At 66.0% G+C, this 20,518-nt stretch carries 17 protein-coding genes and 1 pseudogene; 10 read left to right on the top strand and 8 right to left on the bottom strand.

Going from position 1 to position 20,518, the window contains the following annotated elements:
* Positions 1 to 15: 15 nt before the first annotated feature.
* Positions 16 to 843: a biotin--[acetyl-CoA-carboxylase] ligase gene (locus B586_RS04715; RefSeq protein ID WP_168162505.1), complete on the bottom strand. Its 828-nt coding sequence runs from the start codon at positions 841 to 843 to the stop codon at positions 16 to 18.
* Between the two features lie 42 nt (positions 844 to 885).
* Here B586_RS04715 and B586_RS04710 point away from each other — a divergent pair, with 42 nt between their 5' ends.
* From B586_RS04710 to B586_RS04685, 6 genes and pseudogenes are all read left to right on the top strand, one after another.
* A complete protein-coding gene (locus B586_RS04710) occupies positions 886 to 2,526 on the top strand; it encodes an acyl-CoA carboxylase subunit beta (protein ID WP_054880559.1) in 1,641 nt (546 codons plus the stop codon).
* Between the two features lie 26 nt (positions 2,527 to 2,552).
* Positions 2,553 to 2,762: pseudogene (locus tag B586_RS04705) on the top strand (acyl-CoA carboxylase subunit epsilon); the annotation flags it as partial.
* A complete protein-coding gene (locus B586_RS04700; RefSeq protein WP_054880560.1) occupies positions 2,759 to 3,400 on the top strand; it encodes a Maf family protein in 642 nt (213 codons plus the stop codon). The pseudogene B586_RS04705 and the gene B586_RS04700, both read left to right, overlap by 4 nt.
* A 72-nt stretch (positions 3,401 to 3,472) precedes the next feature.
* Positions 3,473 to 4,363 carry a sulfurtransferase gene (locus tag B586_RS04695; protein WP_054880561.1) on the top strand — a complete coding sequence of 297 codons (891 nt, stop codon included), beginning with the start codon at positions 3,473 to 3,475 and terminating at the stop codon, positions 4,361 to 4,363.
* A gap of 10 nt (positions 4,364 to 4,373) precedes the next feature.
* Entirely contained in the window at positions 4,374 to 4,793 is a 420-nt protein-coding gene (locus B586_RS04690; RefSeq protein ID WP_047313362.1) for a SufE family protein, read from the top strand.
* 99 nt (positions 4,794 to 4,892) lie between these two features.
* On the top strand, positions 4,893 to 6,698 hold the full coding sequence (locus B586_RS04685; protein ID WP_054880562.1) for an acetyl-CoA carboxylase biotin carboxylase subunit: 1,806 nt from the start codon (positions 4,893 to 4,895) through the stop codon (positions 6,696 to 6,698).
* 115 nt (positions 6,699 to 6,813) lie between these two features.
* On the opposite strand, the gene B586_RS04680 is transcribed toward B586_RS04685, so the two are convergent.
* The 6 genes from B586_RS04680 to B586_RS04655 form a co-directional block, all read right to left on the bottom strand.
* Positions 6,814 to 7,602: an RNA polymerase sigma factor SigF gene (locus B586_RS04680; protein WP_054880563.1), complete on the bottom strand. Its 789-nt coding sequence runs from the start codon at positions 7,600 to 7,602 to the stop codon at positions 6,814 to 6,816.
* Positions 7,599 to 8,054, bottom strand: a complete 456-nt coding sequence (locus tag B586_RS04675; RefSeq protein ID WP_418001119.1) for an anti-sigma factor — start codon at positions 8,052 to 8,054, stop codon at positions 7,599 to 7,601. Before B586_RS04675 ends, B586_RS04680 begins: the two co-directional genes overlap by 4 nt.
* A 366-nt stretch (positions 8,055 to 8,420) precedes the next feature.
* On the bottom strand, positions 8,421 to 8,732 hold the full coding sequence (usfY, locus tag B586_RS04670; protein ID WP_047313365.1) for a protein UsfY: 312 nt from the start codon (positions 8,730 to 8,732) through the stop codon (positions 8,421 to 8,423).
* Between the two features lie 127 nt (positions 8,733 to 8,859).
* On the bottom strand, positions 8,860 to 9,246 hold the full coding sequence (locus B586_RS04665; protein ID WP_047313508.1) for a hypothetical protein: 387 nt from the start codon (positions 9,244 to 9,246) through the stop codon (positions 8,860 to 8,862).
* A gap of 78 nt (positions 9,247 to 9,324) precedes the next feature.
* On the bottom strand, positions 9,325 to 10,665 hold the full coding sequence (gene lat / locus B586_RS04660; protein WP_054880564.1) for an L-lysine 6-transaminase: 1,341 nt from the start codon (positions 10,663 to 10,665) through the stop codon (positions 9,325 to 9,327).
* Positions 10,666 to 10,717: 52 nt separating this feature from the next.
* Positions 10,718 to 11,170, bottom strand: a complete 453-nt coding sequence (locus B586_RS04655) for an Lrp/AsnC family transcriptional regulator (protein WP_054880565.1) — start codon at positions 11,168 to 11,170, stop codon at positions 10,718 to 10,720.
* 42 nt (positions 11,171 to 11,212) lie between these two features.
* Here B586_RS04655 and hglS point away from each other — a divergent pair, with 42 nt between their 5' ends.
* From hglS to B586_RS04635, 4 genes are all read left to right on the top strand, one after another.
* Complete coding sequence (hglS, locus tag B586_RS04650) at positions 11,213 to 12,457, top strand: 2-oxoadipate dioxygenase/decarboxylase (RefSeq protein WP_054880566.1); 1,245 nt, start codon at positions 11,213 to 11,215, stop codon at positions 12,455 to 12,457.
* A gap of 5 nt (positions 12,458 to 12,462) precedes the next feature.
* The gene (gene amaB, locus B586_RS04645) at positions 12,463 to 13,989 is read left to right on the top strand and encodes an L-piperidine-6-carboxylate dehydrogenase (RefSeq protein WP_054881072.1); all 1,527 of its coding nucleotides are present in this window, start codon (positions 12,463 to 12,465) and stop codon (positions 13,987 to 13,989) included.
* 48 nt (positions 13,990 to 14,037) lie between these two features.
* Complete coding sequence (locus tag B586_RS04640) at positions 14,038 to 14,709, top strand: TetR/AcrR family transcriptional regulator (protein ID WP_047313510.1); 672 nt, start codon at positions 14,038 to 14,040, stop codon at positions 14,707 to 14,709.
* A gap of 87 nt (positions 14,710 to 14,796) precedes the next feature.
* A complete protein-coding gene (locus tag B586_RS04635; RefSeq protein WP_156406868.1) occupies positions 14,797 to 19,434 on the top strand; it encodes an ATP-dependent helicase in 4,638 nt (1,545 codons plus the stop codon).
* A 92-nt stretch (positions 19,435 to 19,526) separates the two neighbouring features.
* Here the strand turns inward: B586_RS04635 and B586_RS04630 are convergent, their stop codons facing one another.
* Complete coding sequence (locus B586_RS04630) at positions 19,527 to 20,480, bottom strand: CE1 family esterase (RefSeq protein ID WP_054880568.1); 954 nt, start codon at positions 20,478 to 20,480, stop codon at positions 19,527 to 19,529.
* Positions 20,481 to 20,518 lie beyond the last annotated feature (38 nt).

Genomic DNA, 20,518 nt, shown 5'->3' with positions numbered 1-20,518 from the left:
CCGGCGACCCGGACGCTAGCGCAAATGCACCACGTCACCAGCCGAAATCACGACGGTTTGGCCCTCAGCTGCCCCTTCCGTTTCCCGTCCTGTTTCCAGGCACAGCCTGCCCTGGTCATCGATGCCGCGCGCGGTCCCGACCACGTCCGTGCCACCGGGGAGCTCGGCACGCACGCGTGACCCAAGCGTCAGGCTGCGCGCCCGATAGTCGGCCATCAGCTGTGGGTCGGCGCGTCGCCACTGGCCCACCCGCGCATCGAGCTCCCGCAACAGCCGACGCACCAGCTGCTCTCGATCGGGTGCCGGCACGCCGAGGTCGAGCAGTGAGGTCGCCCCGGGACCGTCGACCTCTTCGGGGGCCTGCGTGACGTTGAGTCCCACACCGACGACGATGGCTGGCTGCGCAACCTCGGCCAGGATGCCCGCGAGCTTGCCGCCGGAAGCGACCACATCGTTGGGCCACTTGAGGCCGGCGTCGACTCCGGTCACGTCCAGCATCGGGGCCACCGTGTCCAGCACCGCTACCCCGGTGGCCAGCGATAACCAGCCCCACGCGGCGACCGGAACGTCGGCGACACTCACACCGATCGACATGGTGATCTGTGCGCGGGGGCTGGCCGACCAGCCGCGGCCGTGCCGCCCGCGGCCAGCGGTCTGGTGCTCGGCAATGAGCACCGCTCCGTCGATGTCGATGCCTGACGCTGCCCGTGCCAGCAGGTCAGCGTTCGTGGAACCGGTTTGCGCGACCACATCCAGTTGACGCCACCGAAGCCCCGTCCCGATCAGCTCCGCACGCAGCGCCGCGGGGTCCAGCGGCGGCCTGAGTAAATCACGGTCCATCACCGCCCAGCCTAAGCGCGGCGGCTGCCGATAACATCGACTCCCATGACAAGCGTTACCGACCACACTGCAGAGCCGGCCGCCGAGCACACCATCGATATCCACACCACTGCGGGCAAACTGGCCGAGCTGCACAAGCGGACCGAAGAGTCGCTGCATCCGGTCGGTGCCGCCGCCGTCGACAAGGTGCACGCCAAGGGCAAGCTGACCGCCCGCGAACGCATCTACGCACTGTTGGACGACGACTCATTCGTTGAACTCGACGCGCTGGCCAGACACCGCAGCACCAACTTCGGCCTCGGCGACAACCGCCCGGTCGGCGATGGCGTGGTCACCGGCTACGGCACCATCGACGGCCGCGACGTGTGCATCTTCAGCCAGGACGCCACCGTGTTTGGCGGCAGCCTCGGCGAGGTGTATGGCGAGAAGATCGTCAAGGTCCAGGAACTGGCGATCAAAACCGGCCGTCCGCTGATCGGCATCAACGACGGCGCAGGCGCGCGGATCCAGGAGGGCGTCGTCTCGCTGGGGCTGTACAGCCGGATTTTCCGCAACAATATCCTGGCCTCCGGCGTCATCCCGCAGATCTCGCTGATCATGGGGGCGGCCGCCGGTGGACACGTGTACTCCCCGGCGCTGACCGACTTCGTGGTGATGGTTGACCAAACCAGCCAGATGTTCATCACCGGACCCGACGTCATCAAGACCGTCACCGGTGAGGACGTCACCATGGAGGAGCTGGGTGGCGCCCACACCCACATGGCCAAGTCGGGTACCGCGCACTATGTCGCCTCGGGTGAGCAGGACGCCTTCGACTGGGTGCGCGACGTGCTGAGCTACCTGCCGCCGAACAACTTCACCGACGCACCCCGGTATGGGCAGCCCGTTCCGGACGGCTCCATTGAAGACAACCTGAACGCCGAGGACCTGGAGTTGGACACGCTGATCCCGGACTCGCCGAATCAGCCGTACGACATGCACGAGGTGATCACCCGCATCCTCGACGAGGACGAGTTCCTGGAGGTGCAGGCCGGTTACGCCACCAACATCGTCGTCGGGTTCGGACGCATCGACGGCCGGCCGGTGGGCATCGTCGCCAACCAGCCCACCCAGTTCGCCGGCTGCCTGGACATCAACGCCTCGGAAAAGGCAGCCCGGTTTGTGCGGACCTGCGACTGCTTCAACATCCCGATCGTGATGCTGGTGGATGTTCCGGGCTTCCTGCCGGGCACCGAGCAGGAATACAACGGCATCATCCGGCGCGGCGCCAAGCTGCTGTTCGCCTACGGCGAAGCCACCGTCCCCAAGATCACCGTCATTACCCGCAAGGCCTACGGTGGCGCTTACTGCGTGATGGGCTCCAAAGATATGGGCTGCGACGTCAACCTGGCTTGGCCGACCGCTCAGATTGCGGTGATGGGTGCCTCCGGCGCGGTGGGCTTCGTGTACCGCAAGGAACTGGGTCAAGCGGCCGAGAACGGCGCCGATGTTGATGAGCTACGCCTACAGCTGCAGCAAGAGTACGAGGACACCCTGGTGAACCCGTATGTCGCCGCCGAACGGGGTTACGTCGATGCGGTGATCCCGCCGTCGCATACCCGCGGCTACATCGCCACGGCGCTTCGCCTGTTGGAACGCAAGATCGCACAGCTGCCCCCCAAGAAGCACGGGAACATTCCGCTATGACAAACAATGCAGCGATGACCCAAAATCCACCCGAGCCGCACCTTCAGATAGTCAAGGGACAACCCACCGACCAAGAGTTGGCCGCGCTGATCGCGGTGTTGGGCAGCATCGGCAGTGCATCACGGGTCGAGCAGCCCGAGCCCACCCGCTGGGGCCTGCCGGTCGACAAGTTGCGGTATCCGGTCTTCAGCTGGCAGCGCATCACCCTGCACGAGATGGCGCATATGCGCCGATGACCCGGCTGGTGCTCGGGTCCGCCTCCACCGGTCGCCTCAAAGTGCTTCGCCAGGCCGGCATTGATCCACTGGTCGTGACTTCCGGTGTCGATGAAGATCTGGTCACCGCGGGTCTCGGGTCAGATGCTTCCTCTAGCGACGTGGTAGGCACACTCGCCCGGGCCAAAGCCACCCAAGTCGCGACAGCTCTGGGCCACGCGGTCGCAGCTGATTGTGTCGTCATTGGCTGTGATTCGCTGCTCTACCTCGATGGCCGGCTATGCGGCAAGCCGCAGTCCGTGGCCAACGCACGGCAACAGTGGCAGTCGATGGCAGGGCGCGCCGGCCAACTCTATACCGGTCACTGCGTTATCCGACTGTTGAACAACGAAATCACTTATTTTGACGATGAAACATCAATAACCACAATATATTTCGGAAATCCATCAGCTGACGACCTGGAGGCCTACCTGGCGTGCGGTGAATCGTTGCAGGTCGCTGGTGGGTTCACGCTTGACGGCCTGGGTGGCTGGTTCGTCGACGGCATCGACGGCGACCCGTCTGCCGTCGTGGGTCTCGGACTACCGTTGACGCGGTCGCTACTGCGCCGTGCGGGGTTGTCTATCGCCGCGCTGTGGGCGGCCAATCCGGTTAGCTAGCAGCCGTGGTCGCGCCGACGTTGATCGTCGCGCATCGTCACCAGCAACATCGGGATGAGTAGGCTTTAAGGTGTGCCGTTACCCACAGATCCAAGCCCGTCCCTGTCGGCTTACGCCCACCCCGAACGGCTCGTCACCGGCGACTGGCTGTACTTGCATCTGGGCAAGCCAGGTTTGGCGATCGTCGAATCCGATGAGGACGTACTGCTCTACGACGTCGGACATATTCCTGGCGCGGTGAAGGTCGACTGGCACGCCGACCTCAATGACCCGAGGGTGCGTGACTACATCACGGGCGAGCAATTCGCCGACTTGATGAACCGCAAGGGCATCGCCCGCGACGACACCGTGGTGATCTACGGTGACAAGAGCAACTGGTGGGCGGCCTACGCGCTGTGGGTCTTTACCTTGTTCGGCCACCCCGACGTGCGACTGCTCAACGGCGGGCGTGATCTATGGCTCGCCGAACGCCGGGATACCAGCCTGGCCGTGCCGACCAAGACGTCGACCGGCTATCCCGTGGTCCAACGCAACGACGCGCCGATCCGCGCGTTCAAAGACGACGTGTTGGCCATCCTCGGCACCCAGCCGCTGATCGACGTGCGCTCCCCCGACGAGTACACCGGCAAACGCACCCACATGCCCGACTACCCCGAGGAAGGCGCCCTGCGAGCCGGCCACATCCCCACCGCCAGGTCGATCCCGTGGGCAATGGCGGTCGACGAAAGTAGTCGATTCCGTAGCCGCGAGGAATTGGAACGGCTCTATGACTTCATCAACCCGGACGACAAGACCGTCGTCTACTGCCGCATCGGCGAGCGATCCAGCCACACGTGGTTCGTGCTCACCCATCTGCTGGGCAAACCGGGAGTGCGTAACTACGACGGGTCGTGGACCGAGTGGGGGAACGCCGTGCGGGTGCCGATTGTTGCGGGTGAAAGCCCGGGAGCCGTACCCGGCTGATGGCCGTTCTATGAGTATGCCCGCGCCGTTGGCTGAAGTGGTGTCCGACTTCGCCGAAGTCGAAGGCCAGGACAAGCTGAAACTGTTGCTGGAATTCGCCAACGAACTTCCCGCGCTGCCACCCGACCTCGCCGAAGCCGCGATGGAGCCGGTGCCCGAGTGCCAATCTCCGCTTTTTCTGCACGTCGACGCGCACGACTCAAACCGGGTGCGCCTGTACTTCAGCGCGCCGGCCGAAGCGCCGACCACCCGTGGGTTCGCCGCTATCTTGGCCGCCGGCTTAGACCACCAACCCGCCGCCGACATCCTGGCGGTACCCGACGATTTCTATACCGACCTGGGCTTGGCTGCTCTGATCAGCCCGCTGCGGTTACGTGGAATGTCGGCGATGCTTGCCAGGATCAAACGGCGACTCCGGCAGACCGGTTAAACCCCCCACCGGCTGGTCGCGCCGCCGACGCGACGCATAGACTTCCCACGACATAGTTGTAAGAAAGTCTCTTAGAGAAACCGCCAAACAGGAGGCGCAGTGGCCAGTCACGCCAGCTCGAGGATCCCTAGGATCTCTAAGGTTCTGGTGGCCAACCGCGGCGAGATTGCTGTCCGGGTGATCCGCGCGGCCCGCGATGCGGGACTGCCCAGCGTGGCGGTGTACGCCGAACCTGACGCCGAGGCGCCGCACGTGCGGCTGGCCGACGAGGCGTTCGCGCTGGGCGGTCAAACTTCTGCGGAGTCCTACCTGGACTTCGGCAAGATCCTCGACGCCGCTGCGAAATCCGGCGCCAACGCGATCCATCCCGGTTACGGGTTCCTGTCAGAGAATGCTGACTTCGCCCAGGCCGTCATCGATGCCGGCCTGATCTGGATCGGGCCCAGCCCGCAGTCGATCCGCGACCTCGGCGACAAGGTCACCGCCCGCCATATCGCCGCCCGCGCGCAGGCTCCACTGGTGCCCGGCACCCCGGATCCGGTCAAAAACGCCGACGAGGTGGTGGCCTTCGCCAAAGAACACGGGGTGCCGATCGCGATCAAGGCCGCCTTCGGCGGCGGCGGCAAAGGCATGAAGGTGGCCCGCACCCTCGAGGAGATTCCCGAGCTCTACGAATCGGCGGTGCGTGAGGCCACCGCTGCGTTCGGCCGCGGAGAATGTTTCGTCGAGCGCTACCTCGATAAACCCCGACACGTCGAGGCGCAGGTGATCGCCGACCAGCACGGCAACGTCGTCGTCGCCGGTACTCGGGACTGCTCGCTGCAGCGGCGTTTCCAGAAGCTGGTCGAGGAGGCGCCGGCGCCGTTCCTGACGGACGCCCAGCGTAAGGAAATCCACGAATCCGCGAAGCGGATCTGCAAAGAGGCCCACTACTACGGCGCCGGGACCGTCGAATACCTGGTCGGTCAGGATGGCCTGATCTCGTTCCTGGAGGTCAATACCCGCCTGCAAGTTGAGCACCCGGTCACCGAGGAGACCGCGGGCATCGACCTGGTGCTGCAGCAGTTCAAGATCGCCAACGGCGAGAAGCTCGAACTGACCGAGGATCCCACCCCGAGCGGTCACGCCATCGAGTTCCGGATCAATGGCGAGGACGCGGGACGTAACTTCCTGCCTGCGCCCGGGCCGGTCAGCAAGTTCCACCCGCCCACCGGTCCCGGTGTGCGGATGGACTCCGGAGTCGAGACCGGTTCGGTAATCGGCGGCCAGTTCGACTCCATGCTGGCAAAGCTGATCGTGCACGGCGCCACCCGCCAGGAGGCATTGGCGCGCGCCCGGCGCGCATTGGACGAGTTCGAGGTCGAAGGCCTCGCCACGGTTATCCCGTTCCACCGGGCCGTGGTGTCCGACCCGGCGTTCATCGGCGACGACAACGGCTTCTCGGTGCACACCCGCTGGATCGAAACCGAGTGGAACAACACCATCGAACCCTTCACCGGCGGCCAGCCGCTCGACGAAGAAGACGCCCGGCCGCGGCAGACGGTGGTTGTCGAGGTCGACGGCCGCCGGCTCGAGGTCTCGCTGCCTGCCGATCTCGCGTTAGCCAACGGGGCTGGCTGCGATCCAGCCGGCGTTATCAGAAAAAAGCCCAAGCCACGCAAGCGAGGTGCGCACGCCGGCGCGGTGGCCTCCGGTGACGCGGTGACCGCACCCATGCAGGGCACCGTGGTGAAGGTCGCCGTTGAGGAGGGCCAGCAGGTTGCCGTCGGCGACCTGGTGGTGGTCCTCGAGGCGATGAAGATGGAGAACCCGGTCACAGCGCATAAGGACGGGACCATCACTGGGCTGGCGGTCGAAGCCGGCGCGGCCATCACCCAAGGCACGGTGCTCGCCGAGATCAAGTAGCCCGGCGACAATGCAGAACGAAGTGATGAGGTGGGGGCACGCCCCCGCGCCGCTGTGCGGCTGGGGGTGCCCCCACCCGCTTGCGGGGGAGAGCCGGGCAATCCAGAAGTAGCGGCTACTCCAGCTGATCCCGCAGCCGCGCAAGCGATTTAGCCAACAGCCTGGACACATGCATTTGTGAGATGCCAACCCGCTCAGCGATCTGCGTTTGCGTCATTGACTCGAAAAACCTGAGTACCAACACCATTCGTTCCCGCTCGGGCAGCGCCTCAAGCAATGGACGTAGCGCCTCCCGATTTTCGATCCGCTCGAGGCTGGTGTCCACGTCGCCCAACGTGTCGGCGATAGCGCGGGCGTCGTCGTCATCATTGCCGCTGCCGCTGTCGATGGACAAGGTGTTGTAGGAGCTGCCGGCCACCAGTCCCTCGACCACCTCGTCGCGGTCCATGCCGAGTTCGTTGGCGAGTTCGGATGCGGTGGGCGCCCGGCCAAGCCGTTGTGACAGTTCAGCCGTCGCGGCGCCCAGCCGTAGGTGCAGTTCCTTCAGGCGCCGGGGAACCTTGACCGACCAGCTGTTGTCGCGGAAGTAACGTCGGACCTCGCCCATGATCGTGGGCACCGCAAACGAGATGAAATCCGACCCGGTGTCGACGTCGAAACGCACTACCGCGTTGACCAATCCGACCCGCGCGACCTGAACCAAATCGTCACGTGGTTCGCCGCGGCCTTCGAACCGCCGGGCGATGTGATCAGCCAGCGGTAGGCAGCGCTGCACGATCTTGTCCCGGTGGCGGTGGAACTCCGCTGACTCGTCGGTAAGTCCGGCAAGCTCACGAAACATCTCCGGGACATCAGCGTATTCGTTGGGGCGCGAAGCCGAACCGCCGGCAGCTCGTACCGTCACCGGCCGGGCGCCGCCCGTCGCGCCGTGAGCGTGATGCCGAAGACACTGCCGGTTTTAGTAGGGTCGCGACCGTCATGGAAGGTGGCGACATCGTCGGTCAACGACGTCAGGACATGCCAGCTGAAGCTGCCCGGTGCCACGACATCGTGGGTGGTGCACGCCGCGGAAGCCTGCACCACCAATTCGTCGTTGTGCGGGTCGACCACCACAACGAGCGTTGCGTCTTCAGTGGCCGAACGGATCAACCGAGTGCACACTTCGTCCACCGCCAGCCGCAAGTCCGCCACAGCGTCGAAATCCAGGTCTTCGAAGGTGCCGATCGCACCGACCAGGGTGCGCAGCACCGCCAGGTTCTCCAAGCGTGCAGCAACGTGCAATTCGACGGCGCGGTGGCCTCGTTGTCGCTCGTTGGCACGTAATTCCGCATCGCTCACTTGTTCTCCCGGCAACATCTGACTGACATTACTCCCGGTTTGGGTCCCGCTCTGAAGCCCGCCTTGGACCCCGCCTTCGAGTCGGTTAGTCATGATGGCCGCCGCGTGTTCCACCGGATACGAAGCTGACCTGATGGACACGCAAGCGAGCACGCAGATGTATTCACGTCGCGGTGATCGCCGGGATCACGCTGGTCACTCCTCATGGTGTCCAAGTGATACCCGTTCGATATGGCTGGTAAAACCCGCGGAATGGGTTCCCGCCGCCCAGCGCATCAACGCGTTCCCGGCTGCCCGCTAAGAAAGAGCGAAAAAGTTTGGCATTCCAGGTTATTCGAAGCTGAACAATCGCGAGCTGATGACGCGTTAGGAAATCGGTCGCAGCTAGCTGGCCGGCGGCTGCCGGCGGACTTCGGGATGTTCGGCGTACCACTGATCTGCGATCCTGCGGATCCGCCGATGCTCGATAGCAAGCCACACCAAGCCCAATACCGTGACGATGATCGCGACCACGCCTGCGGTCATGCCCTGGTGATGATGTCCGGTGCCGAAGGCCGCAAGACTGCCAACCCCACCGATCACGCCCGCGACGACCAAGAGGTAACCAGGCCAGTGCAGTACGTCGATCAGCGACTCGCCAGCGAATACCCGCGTCGTCCGCAGATGGTCGACGGGATCACGATAGGTGTCTCCCATAGCTACTCCTGTCCCGTGTGTTCGTCCCGTCGTTTCGCCTGCTCAAGACCGGGGACGTAGCATCAACGGTAGAACTCGCGGACCGGGTTTGGCGAGAGTTCGGACGACTCACGGTGCCAGTACCGGGTTAAAGGGCCATTACCGGGCCGGCGATCGGCGGGACACCCATGGACAGCGTTAACACCATCAGCGTCAACAAGAACCAGCCGGCGCCGTGCCAGCCCCACCAGGTACCCCGGTCGCGCCAGACGAGGTAGGTGCGCACGAACGCACGCAGCCCCGCGGCGAACAAAATCAGCGGACCCCCGAACGCCAGCAACATCCGCTGGGGCGGACCGCAGGCCACCGTGTCGACGCCCGCTCCCCCGCACGTACTAACCCACAGCGCGGCCGCGATGAGGAAGCCGACGCCAGCGACTGCAGCCAACACGGCGAACCGGATGGCGGCGCGCACCTCGCTGTCCTCCTGCCCCAGGTGATCACCACCACCTGATCGCTCATGTGCTTTGTGCATCCGCGTCACCTGGCCCCAGATACCCGCTTTACACCCCAAGGTAAACCGTTTGCAGCCGTCGTCACAGCCGCGTCAGCGTCACCTCACCACGTCCAAGGCACCGCGCAGCGCGGCTATCGCGGCGTCGATGTCGGCGCGCGACACGGTGAGGGCGGGACGGAACCGCACGCCGTCGCTGCCGGTGGGCAACACGATCACCGCACGTCGCCACAACTGGCGGATCACTTCGTCACGATCGGCGGTGGTCGGCAGGTTGAACGCACACATCAGGCCGCGGCCGCGAGGGTCGAGAACCAGCGCCGGGAAGTCGTCGGCGAGCTCGCCGAGCTGGGCGCGCAAGTAGTTGCCCTGCTCGGCCGCGGATTCGAACAACCCCTCGGTCTCGATCACCTCAAGTATCCGGCGGGCGCGCACCATGTCGGCGAGATTGCCGCCCCACGTCGAGTTGATCCGGGAGGGGACCGCGAACACGTTGTCGGCAATTTCGTCGACCCGGCGGCCTGCCATGATTCCGCACACTTGCGTCTTCTTGCCGAACGCGACGACGTCGGGTTGCACATCCAATTGCTGGTAGGCCCACGGGGTTCCGGTCAACCCGCAGCCGGTCTGCACCTCGTCGAAGATCAGCAGGGCATCGTGTTCGTCGCACAACTCACGCATCGCCACGAAGAACTCAGGCCGAAAGTGTCGGTCGCCGCCTTCCCCTTGGATCGGCTCGGCCAGAAAGCAAGCGATGTCGTGCGGGTGCGTCTCGAATGCCGCGCGGGCCTGGCGCAGCGATTCGGCTTCGAGCGCATCCAGATCGGCTCCGGGTCGGATGTAGGGCGCGTCGATGCGCGGCCAGTCGAATTTCGGGAAACGGGCCACGGTGATCGGTTTGGTATTGGTTAGCGACAGGGTGTAGCCGCTGCGGCCATGAAATGCCCCGCGCAAGTGCAGCACCCGAGTACCCAGCGTGGGATCGACACCGTGGGCCTCGTTGTGTCGGCTCTTCCAGTCGAATGCGACCTTGAGCGCGTTCTCCACCGCCAGCGCACCGCCATCGATGAAGAACAGATGCGGCAAGGCCGGGTCACCCAGCACCCGCGTGAAGGTGTCGACGAAGCTGGCCATCGCCACCGAGTACACGTCGGAATTACTGGGCTTGTTCAGCGCCGCCGCCACGAGCTCGGCGCGGAATTCTTCGTCCTCAGCCAGCGCCGGATGGTTCATGCCCAGTGCCGACGACGCGAAGAAGGTGAACATGTCGAGATAGCGCTGGCCGGTCCGGGCGTCGACCAGATACGAGCCGGTCGAGCGGGTCAGATCGAGCACCAGATCGAAACCGTCGGCCAGAATGCTGCGCGCCAGCACCTCATGCACCTGGTCTGGTTCGGTCTGCAAACCGGCCGGCGCAACTGATCTCACGGCAGCAGTCATGACATCATGATAGCGGTATTTTTACGAAACCCTGACGTCATGACAGTAGAAATTAGGGTATATGCTGTCTGTCGCTGTAAAAAGTACTCAGTATTATCGTACTGCGGGTGGTGACGTTCGCCGCTGTCCGGATCCGTTGCAGCAGGTCCTCCAGCGCCCGTGCGGACGCGACACGTACCAGCAGGATGTAGCTTTCGTCGCCGGCCACCGAGTGACACGACTCGATTTCCTCGATGTGCTCCAGGCGGGCGGGCGCATCATCAGGTTGCGACGGATCAAGAGGAGTGATCGCCACGAACGCCGACAGCAGCTGCCCAACCGCCTCCGGGTTGATCCGCGCCGCATACCCAGACACCACGCCGCGAGACTCCAACCTGCGCACCCGCGAGGCGACCGCCGAGACCGACAGGCCGCTGCTGGCAGCCAGCTCCGACAGCGTGGCGCGTCCGTCGGCGACCAGCTCGCGTATCAAGATCCGGTCGACATCATCGAGGGTCTCACCCATGGCCGGAGACTATCGCAGCGGCGCCTCATTAAAAGGTCCAGCATGAGCCCACCAAAGCTGGCGACGTGGCAACTGCGGGCCCGATTCGCTGCCGGGCTGTCGGCCATGTACGCCAGCGAGGTGCCGGCATACGCCACGCTGGTCGAGGTCAGCGGGCAGGTCAACTCCGACTACCTGGCACGCCATTCCAGTGCGCAGCGGCTTGGTTCAATCCAGCGGATCACCGCCGAGCGACACGGCGCCATCCGGGTCGGCAGCCCGGCCGAGCTGGCCGCCGTCGCCGACCTCTTCGCAGCGTTCGGCATGCTGCCGGTCGGCTATTACGATCTGCGTTCCGCGCAGTCACCAATTCCGGTGGTGTCCACTGCTTTTCGCCCCATCGATGCAAATGAGCTGGCACACAATCCGTTCCGGGTTTTCACGTCGATGCTAGCCACCCGCGATCCCCGATACTTCGACGCCGACCTGCGTACCCGGGTGGAAGCTTTCCTGGGCCGTCGTCAACTGTTCGACCCCGCATTGCTGGCCCAGGCACGACGGATCGCCGCGGACGGCGGCTGCGATGTCGATCAGGCGCGGCCGTTCGTCGCTGCGGCGGTGGCGGCATTCGCGCTGTCGCACGAACCCATCGACAAGTTCTGGTACGACGAGCTGTCGCGGGTCTCTGCGGTGGCCGCCGACATCGCCGGGGTGAGTTCCACCCACATCAATCACCTAACGCCGCGAGTCCTCGACATCGACGATCTGTACAGCCGGATGACGGCGCGTGGCATCACGATGATCGATGCCATCCAGGGCCCGCCCCGCACCGACGGACCCGATGTGCTGTTGCGCCAGACCTCATTTCGCGCACTCGCCGAGCCGCGCCTGTTCCGCGCCGAGTGCGGCGCCGTCGGCCCGGGCACTCTTCGGGTGCGGTTCGGAGAAGTCGAGGCGCGCGGTGTCGCGCTGACGCCGCAGGGCCGCCAACGTTACGACGCCGCGATGGCCGCCCCGGAGCCGGCCTCGACATGGAGCGACCACTTCCCGTCGACTGATGAAGAGATGGCCGCCCAGGGACTGGCCTACTATCGCGGCGGCGACCCGTCGGCCCCGATCGTCTACGAGGATTTCCTGCCTGCGTCCGCGGCGGGAATTTTTCGGTCCAACCTCGACAGCGACACCAAAGCCGCTGACGCCGAAGATAATTCGGGTTACGACAGCGGGTGGTTAGCCGGGGCGATCGACCGCGACATTCACGACCCGTACGCGTTATATGAAGCGCTGTCCAAGGAGGTGCCCCAGTGAGCCAGATGACCACCACAGACGAGTTGTGCGCCCGGGTGACCAAGGCCCTCGCCGCAATCGGCTGTCATGTCACGCTGGGAGAGCCGGGCGAGCGCGGCCTGCCCGCCAGCACACCGATTACCGGTGAGGTCATGTTCACCGTCGCGCAAACCACACCCGAGCAGGCCGATCGCGCGATCACGGATGCCGCTCAAGCGTTTTCGTCCTGGCGAAGCACCCCGGCGCCGGTGCGCGGCGCGCTGGTAGCCCGGCTCGGCGAACTGCTCACCGCACACAAGAACGACCTCGCGACGCTGGTGACGGTTGAAGTAGGCAAAATCGCCGCCGAGGCGGCCGGCGAAGTCCAGGAGATGATCGATGTCTGCCAATTCGCGGTCGGCTTGTCGCGCCAGCTTTACGGCCGGACCATCGCCTCGGAGCGCCCTGGCCATCGGTTGATCGAGACCTGGCATCCGCTTGGCGTCGTCGGTGTGATCACGGCGTTCAACTTCCCGGTCGCGGTCTGGGCGTGGAACGCGGCGATAGCGCTGGTGTGCGGTGACACCGTGGTGTGGAAGCCGTCGGAGCTGACACCGTTGACGGCCCTGGCCTGCCAGGCGCTGATTGCGCGTGCTGCCGCGGATGTCGGTGCGCCAGCCGCGGTGAGCGGCCTGATTCTGGGTGGGCGCGAGCTCGGCGAGCAGCTGGTCGACGATCCCCGGGTCGCGTTGGTGTCGGCCACCGGTTCGGTGCGGATGGGTCAGCACGTCGGTCCACGCGTCGCGGCGCGTTTCGGGCGAGTGTTGCTGGAACTGGGCGGCAACAATGCGGCCATCGTGACGCCGTCGGCCGACCTGGACCTGGCGGTGCGCGGTCTCGTCTTTGCCGCCGCCGGCACCGCCGGTCAGCGCTGTACCAGTTTGCGTCGGCTGATCGTGCACCGCTGCGTGGCCGACGACGTGGTGGCGCGGGTGGTCGCCGCTTGTCGGCAGCTGCCCATTGGCGACCCGTCGGCCCCGGGCACGCTCATCGGCCCGCTGATCCACGAGACCGCCTACCGCGACATGGTGGGCGCCATCGAACAGGCGGGCGCCGACGGCGGTGAGGTCATCGACGGTGACCGGCGAGAGCTGGGCGTACCCAGCGCGTATTACGTCGAGCCCGCCGTGATCCGAATGCCATCGCAGACCGCCATCGTTGCGACCGAAACGTTCGCGCCGATCCTCTACGTGCTGACCTACGACACTCTTGACGAGGCGATCGCGCTTAATAATGCTGTGCCACAAGGACTTTCATCGGCAATCTTCACTACAGACCTGCGCGAGGCGGAGCGCTTCCTGGATGGATCTGACTGCGGTATCGCCAACGTCAATATCGGCACGTCGGGCGCTGAGATCGGTGGCGCGTTCGGCGGCGAGAAGCAAACCGGCGGCGGGCGCGAATCTGGTTCGGACGCGTGGCAGGCCTACATGCGGCGCGCCACCAACACCGTCAACTACTCCGACGCGTTGCCATTGGCGCAGGGCATAAAATTCGGGCGAGAGTTCGGCTGAGCCCGCGCACTGGCGGCTCGCGTACCCGCCATGGGTAATATCTGTCACATGGCCACAGCCAGGAGGCGTTTATCTCCCGAGGATCGGCGTGCTGAGCTGCTGGCACTGGGAGCAGAAGTGTTCGGGAAGCGGCCCTATGACGAGGTCCGCATCGATGAGATCGCCGAGCGTGCCGGGGTGTCGCGCGCGCTGATGTATCACTACTTCCCGGACAAGCGCGCGTTCTTCGCCGCTGTTGTCAAGGATGAAGCTGATCGACTGTACGCGGCCACAAACATTCCGCCTCCTGCTGGTCTGACCATGTTCGAAGAGGTACGCGCCGGCGTGCTGGCGTATATGGCCTACCACCAGCAGAATCCGGAGGCCGCGTGGGCGGCCTACGTCGGTCTCGGCCGGTCTGACCCGGTTCTGCTCGGCATCGACGACGAAGCCAAGAACCGCCAGATGGAGCACATTATGTCCCGGATCGGCGACGTGGTGAGCGTGATACCGGAGACCAAGCTGCATCCAGATGTCGAGCGCGACCTGCGGGTGATTGTGCACGGCTGGCTGGCGTTTACGTTCGAGGTGTGCCGACAGCGCATCATCAACCCGTCGACCGACGCCGATCGCCTCGCCGACTCCTGCGCACACGCGCTGCTGGATGCCATTGCCCGGGTGCCCGAGATTCCCCAGGAACTGGCCGACGCGATGGCGACGGCGCGTCAGCCACCGCCATAGTCAGCAGGTGAGGCCCTTTCGTCTGCCGAATTGTCGGTGCCCCCTGGCACCATTGGCTAGGTGAGCACTGCGTCGCCTGACCAGTCCCTGACCCCCGCGTACCCAAATTCATTGGGCCGGTTCAGCACGCTCACCCGCGAATGGTTCGCCAGCACCTTCGCCGCACCCACCACGGCACAGGCCAACGCCTGGGAAGCCATCGCGGATGGCCATAACACGTTAGTTATCGCCCCGACCGGTTCGGGTAAGACACTGGCCGCCTTTCTGTGGGCCCTGGATACCCTGGCTCGTTTACCGACCGCCGTCACGTCGTCGGATCGGCCGGCCAGCACCCGCGTGCTGTACGTGTCGCCGCTTAAGGCGCTGGCGGTCGACGTCGAACGCAACCTTCGTACCCCGCTGGCCGGGCTCACCCGGATCGCCGAACGCACCGGCCGCAGCGCACCCAATATCAGCGTCGGGGTCCGCTCCGGTGACACCCCGCCGGCACGCCGCCGCCAGCTGATTGCCCAGCCACCCGACGTGCTGATCACCACCCCGGAGTCGCTGTTTTTGATGCTGACCTCGGCCGCGCGCGAGACCCTGGTCGGCGTGCAGACGGTGATCGTCGACGAGATTCACGCCATCGCCGGCGGGAAGCGCGGCGCACACCTGGCCCTGTCGCTGGAGCGGCTCGACGACCTGTCCCACGACCTCCGACCAGGCCGGCCGGCACAGCGCATTGGGTTGTCGGCGACCGTGCGTACGCCCGAAGAGCTGGCGCGGTTCTTATCCGGCCCGTCCCCGACAAACCCAACCACGATCGTGGCTCCGCCGTCGACCAAGACAGTCGAACTGACCGTGGCTGTGCCGGTGCCTGACATGGCCAATTTAACGAACACTCCCCCGCAAGCGGGTGGTACCCCCTCCATCTGGCCTGACGTCGAGGCGCGCCTGGTCGACCTGATCGAATCGCACGGTTCGACCATCGTGTTCGCCAATTCACGTCGACTCGCTGAGCGACTTACCGCACGGCTCAACGAAATTCACGCCGAACGGTCCGGCGTGTTGCCGGCGCCGGAGGCTAACCCCCAGGTGCCCGGCGGCGCACCGGCGCACCTGCTGGGCTCGGGCCAAACGTTCGGCGCTCCCCCGGTATTGGCGCGCGCCCACCATGGTTCGGTGAGCAAGGAACAGCGCGCCTTGGTTGAAGAGGACCTCAAACGCGGACGGCTCAAGGCAGTGGTGGCGACCTCGAGCCTGGAACTGGGTATCGACATGGGCGCAGTCGATCTGGTGATCCAGGTGGAGGCGCCGCCGTCGGTGGCTAGCGGCCTGCAACGCATTGGGCGAGCCGGGCACCAGGTCGGCGAGATCTCCCGTGGGGTGCTGTTCCCCAAGCACCGCACCGACCTGATCGGTTGCGCGGTCAGCGTGCAGCGGATGCTCGCCGGCCAGATCGAGACGATGCGGGTGCCCAGCAACCCGCTCGACATTCTGGCCCAGCAGACCGTGGCGGCAGCCGCGCTCGAGCCACTGGACGCCGACCGGTGGTTCGACACGGTGCGGCGGGCCGCCCCGTTTGCGACGCTGCCGCGCCGCCTCTACGAGACCACCCTGGACCTGTTGAGCGGCAAATATCCGTCCACCGAGTTCGCCGAGCTGCGACCGCGGTTGGTCTACGACCGCGCCACCGGCACGCTGACCGCGCGGCCCGGTGCGCAGCGGCTGGCCGTCACCTCCGGCGGCGCCATCCCCGATCGCGGGCTGTTCAGCGTGTATCTGGCAAGCGACTCCGAAAAGCCTTCGCGGGTAGGCGAACTCGACGAGGAGATGGTGTATGAGTCGCGTCCCGGCGACGTGATCTCGCTGGGGGCCACCAGCTGGCGGATCACCGAGATCACCCACGACCGTGTGTTGGTGATCCCCGCGCCGGGCCAGCCGGCCCGATTGCCGTTCTGGCATGGCGACAGTGTGGGCCGCCCAGCTGAGCTCGGCGCCGCGCTCGGCGCGTTCACCGGCGAGCTGACCGGCCTGGACCGTAACGCATTCGGTAAGCGTTGTGCCGCTTTGGGTTTCGACGACTACGCGACCGACAACCTGTGGGTGTTGCTGGACGACCAGCGCACCGCCACTGCCATGGTGCCCACCGACACCACCCTGCTGGTCGAGCGGTTCCGCGACGAGCTGGGCGACTGGCGGGTGATCCTGCATTCGCCGTACGGGCTGCCAGTACACGGGCCGCTGGCGCTGGCGGTGGGCCGGCGGCTGCGGGAACGCTATGGCCTCGACGAGAAGCCGACCGCCTCCGACAACGGCATCGTGGTTCGATTGCCGGACACCGGGTCTGATGCTGGATTGGACACTCCGCCGGGCGCTGAGCTGTTTGTCTTCGACCCCGACGAGATCGACCCGATCGTCACCGCCGAAGTGGGCGGTTCAGCGCTGTTTGCGTCCCGGTTCCGGGAATGCGCGGCCCGCGCTCTGCTGTTGCCCCGCCGGCACCCCGGCCGCCGCTCACCGCTGTGGCATCAGCGCCAACGCGCCGCCCAGTTACTGGAGGTAGCCCGCAAATATCCTGACTTTCCCATCGTGCTGGAGACCATCCGGGAATGCCTGCAGGATGTTTACGACGTCCCCGCCCTGGTCGAGCTGATGACCGGCATCGCCGGCCGCCGGGTCCGAGTGGTGGAAACCGAAACGGCGAAACCCTCACCGTTCGCGGCCTCACTGTTGTTCGGTTACGCCGGCGCGTTCATCTACGAGGGCGATACCCCACTTGCTGAGCGCCGCGCCGCGGCGCTCTCGCTGGACAGCACGCTACTGGCCGAGCTACTCGGCCGGGTAGAACTACGCGAACTACTCGATCCCGAGGTCATCGCCGCGACCGAGCGCCAGCTGCAGCACCTGTCGGATGATCGGGTCGCTCGTGACGCCGAAGCGGTCGCGGATCTGCTGCGACTGCTGGGCCCGCTCACCGAAGCTGAGGTCGCCGCACGGGCCAGCGTGACTGATGTCGGCGGATGGCTGGAGGGCTTGCGCGCCGCTAGGCGCGCGCTGACGGTGTCGTTCGCCGGCCGCAGCTGGTGGGTGGCGATCGAAGACATCGGCCGGCTGCGCGACGGGGTCGGGGCGGCAGTTCCGGCCGGCGTTCCTGCCATCTTCACCGAGGAAGTAGCCGACCCGCTGGGCGAGCTGCTGGGCCGCTACGCGCGCACCCACACCCCGTTCACCACCGCGCAGGCCGCAGGAAGGTTCGGCCTGGGGCTGCGGGTGGCGGCCGATGTCCTCGGGCGGTTGGCCGAGCCGGGAACTTCAGGCGGTCGGCTGGTGCGCGGTGACTTTGTCACCCCCGACGTCGCCTCCGGCGGGTCCGCCGGAGGCGAACAGTGGTGCGACACCGACGTGTTGCGCATTCTGCGGCGGCGATCGCTGGCGGCGCTGCGCGCCCAGGTCGAGCCGGTGAGCACCGCGGCTTACGCGCGATTCCTGCCGGCCTGGCAGCATGTGTTTTCGGGCCACTGCGGTCTTGACGGGCTGGCGTCCGTCATCGATCAGCTGGCCGGGGTGCGGATGCCGGCCTCGGCGATCGAACCACTGGTGCTGGCCCCGCGGGTCCGTGACTATGCGCCGGCGATACTCGACGAGCTGCTCGCGACCGGCGAGGTCACCTGGTCGGGTGCCGGGGCGATCTCGGGTAGTGACGGCTGGATCGTGCTGCATGCCGCCGAGTCCGCACCGTTGACGCTGCTCGCGCCCACCGAAATCGAGTTCACCGACGCCCACCGGGCAATCCTGGACACACTGGCCGGCGGCGGCGCCTACTTCTTCCGACAGCTCGGCCAGGGCGAGATCAGCGAGGCGGCGTTGAAAGCCGCGCTGTGGGAACTGATCTGGGCCGGCTGGGTCACCGGCGACACGTTCGCACCGGTGCGTGCATTACTCGCTGGCACCCGCAAGCGTTCCGCCCCGGCGCACCGCGTCCGCCGCCCGCCGCGGCTGAGCCGCTACAGTGTGGCGCACCCGCAGCACCGCAGCACCGACCCGACCGTGGCCGGCCGCTGGTCGGCGCTGCCGACTCCCGAGCCGGATTCCACGCTGCGGGCTCACTACCAAGCCGAGCTGTTGTTGAACCGGCATGGCGTGGTGACCAGAGGCGCGGTGGCGGCTGAAGGTGTACCGGGCGGGTTCGCAACGCTCTACAAGGTGCTGAGCACGTTCGAGGAAGCCGGCAGGTGTCAGCGAGGCTATTTCGTGGAGTCGTTGGGAGGCGCCCAGTTCGCCGTCTCATCGACCGTTGACCTGCTGCGCAGTTACCTCGACCGGCCCGGCTCGTTCACCGACCCGCAACAGCCGGAATGCCGAGCCGTGGTGCTGGCCGCCGCCGACCCGGCCAACCCCTACGGCGCGGCACTGCCCTGGCCCACCTGCAGCGATGACAGCTCCGGGCCAGCGGCTCGGCCGGGCCGCAGGGCCGGAGCGCTCGTCGTGTTGGTGGACGGCCAGTTGACCTGGTTCGCCGAACGCGGCGGGCGGTCACTGCTGACATTCACCGACGATCCCGACGCCAACCACGCGGCGGCCGTGGCACTGGCCGAGCTGGTCGCCACCCGGCGCATCGCGTCGATCCTGGTCGAGCGCGTCGATGGAATGCCGACACTGCGGCCTGGTAAGTCCGGGCCGGTGGTGGACGCGCTTACCGACGCTGGTTTCGCCCGCACGCCACGCGGGTTGCGGCTGCGCTGAGCGATGCCGGATCACGAACCGGAAGGAACGATGAAACACAGTGATGCCTAGCGCAGACCTACTGGTGCCCCACCTATCAGTACTGGCTTGGACTAGCCGCGAGCGTGCGTCAGGAAAAACTGCGCGATAACTTCCGACGCGTCGAAGGCACGGGTGGTGGACCCGATGACCACCTTGGGCAGATATTGCCTGCCGCCCGGCCAAGTGTGACCGCCTTTGTCGATCTTGTAGAAGACCACCTCGGCCGAATCCGCACAGGCGGCGTAATCAAAGCGGCGGACGAACGTTCCGTCCCCAACGTCAGGCAACTCCTGGTTCGACGGATCACCTTGGCACCCATCGGCCGTGCGCCACTTATCCACCATGGTGGTTACCGAGACCGCGTGACTGAGGCCGCCGCGACCATGCACATCCCCACCGTTGAACGGCACCAGCGGATCGTCGGTTCCGTGCGCGTCCATAACCGACACCGGTCGCAACGGATGGCAGGCCACCCCGACGCCTAACGTGCCAGCCACCGGAGCGATCGCGGCGAACACATCAGCACGATCACAGGCCAGCTTGTTGGACATGAAACCCCCGTTGGACATGCCAGTGGCGAAGACATGCCCGGAGGCAATGCCGAAGTCGTCCTGCAGTTTGGCTGCCAGCGCAACCAAGAACCCGACGTCGTCGACATGCCGACGGTCCGCCGGCGACGCCCCTCGTCCGTCGGCCCAGCTCTTGTCGTAGCCGTCGGGATAGGCCACCAGCAAGTTGTTGACGTCGGCAACAGCGTCAAAGTCGGTAAGGCCCTGCTGCCCAGCTCCGGTACCGCCGCCGCCGTGCAGGTTGAGCACCAGGCCGACCGGAGGGCCCGGCGGAACGTGCAGCATGTAGGTCCGTTTCAAGCCGCCGAATTGAAATGTCCCAGGCTGATCGCGAGAACTCGCCGAGACCTGGCGCCCGACACATCCAGCCAGACAGACCGCGAGCACCGCGCACGCCAGCCATCGCGCCACCTTGGGGCCGGCAACGATCGTCTGGTCGCCCACCGACTCCGCCATAGTGCGGCCGATCGTACCGCCGAAACTGCGTTGGGCTC

It is taken from the genome of Mycobacterium haemophilum DSM 44634 (assembly GCF_000340435.2).
GTDB lineage: Bacteria > Actinomycetota > Actinomycetes > Mycobacteriales > Mycobacteriaceae > Mycobacterium > Mycobacterium haemophilum.
The sequence above is the reverse complement of the archived record's forward strand: the minus strand, read 5'-3'. Positions and strand labels throughout refer to the sequence as shown.

Excerpts from the sequence above, each read along its gene's own strand:
- B586_RS04655 (WP_054880565.1), bottom strand. The coding sequence starts at position 11,170 with ATGGGTGAGACCCTCGATGATGTCGACCGGATCTTGATACGCGAGCTG.
- amaB (WP_054881072.1), top strand. The coding sequence starts at position 12,463 with ATGACCACCACAGACGAGTTGTGCGCCCGGGTGACCAAGGCCCTCGCC.
- B586_RS04700 (WP_054880560.1), top strand. The coding sequence starts at position 2,759 with ATGACCCGGCTGGTGCTCGGGTCCGCCTCCACCGGTCGCCTCAAAGTG.
- B586_RS04710 (WP_054880559.1), top strand. The coding sequence starts at position 886 with ATGACAAGCGTTACCGACCACACTGCAGAGCCGGCCGCCGAGCACACC.
- B586_RS04675 (WP_418001119.1), bottom strand. The coding sequence starts at position 8,054 with ATGTTGCCGGGAGAACAAGTGAGCGATGCGGAATTACGTGCCAACGAG.
- hglS (WP_054880566.1), top strand. The coding sequence starts at position 11,213 with ATGAGCCCACCAAAGCTGGCGACGTGGCAACTGCGGGCCCGATTCGCT.
- B586_RS04630 (WP_054880568.1), bottom strand. The coding sequence starts at position 20,480 with ATGGCGGAGTCGGTGGGCGACCAGACGATCGTTGCCGGCCCCAAGGTG.
- lat (WP_054880564.1), bottom strand. The coding sequence starts at position 10,665 with ATGACTGCTGCCGTGAGATCAGTTGCGCCGGCCGGTTTGCAGACCGAA.
- B586_RS04640 (WP_047313510.1), top strand. The coding sequence starts at position 14,038 with ATGGCCACAGCCAGGAGGCGTTTATCTCCCGAGGATCGGCGTGCTGAG.
- usfY (WP_047313365.1), bottom strand. The coding sequence starts at position 8,732 with ATGGGAGACACCTATCGTGATCCCGTCGACCATCTGCGGACGACGCGG.
- B586_RS04690 (WP_047313362.1), top strand. The coding sequence starts at position 4,374 with ATGAGTATGCCCGCGCCGTTGGCTGAAGTGGTGTCCGACTTCGCCGAA.
- B586_RS04665 (WP_047313508.1), bottom strand. The coding sequence starts at position 9,246 with ATGCACAAAGCACATGAGCGATCAGGTGGTGGTGATCACCTGGGGCAG.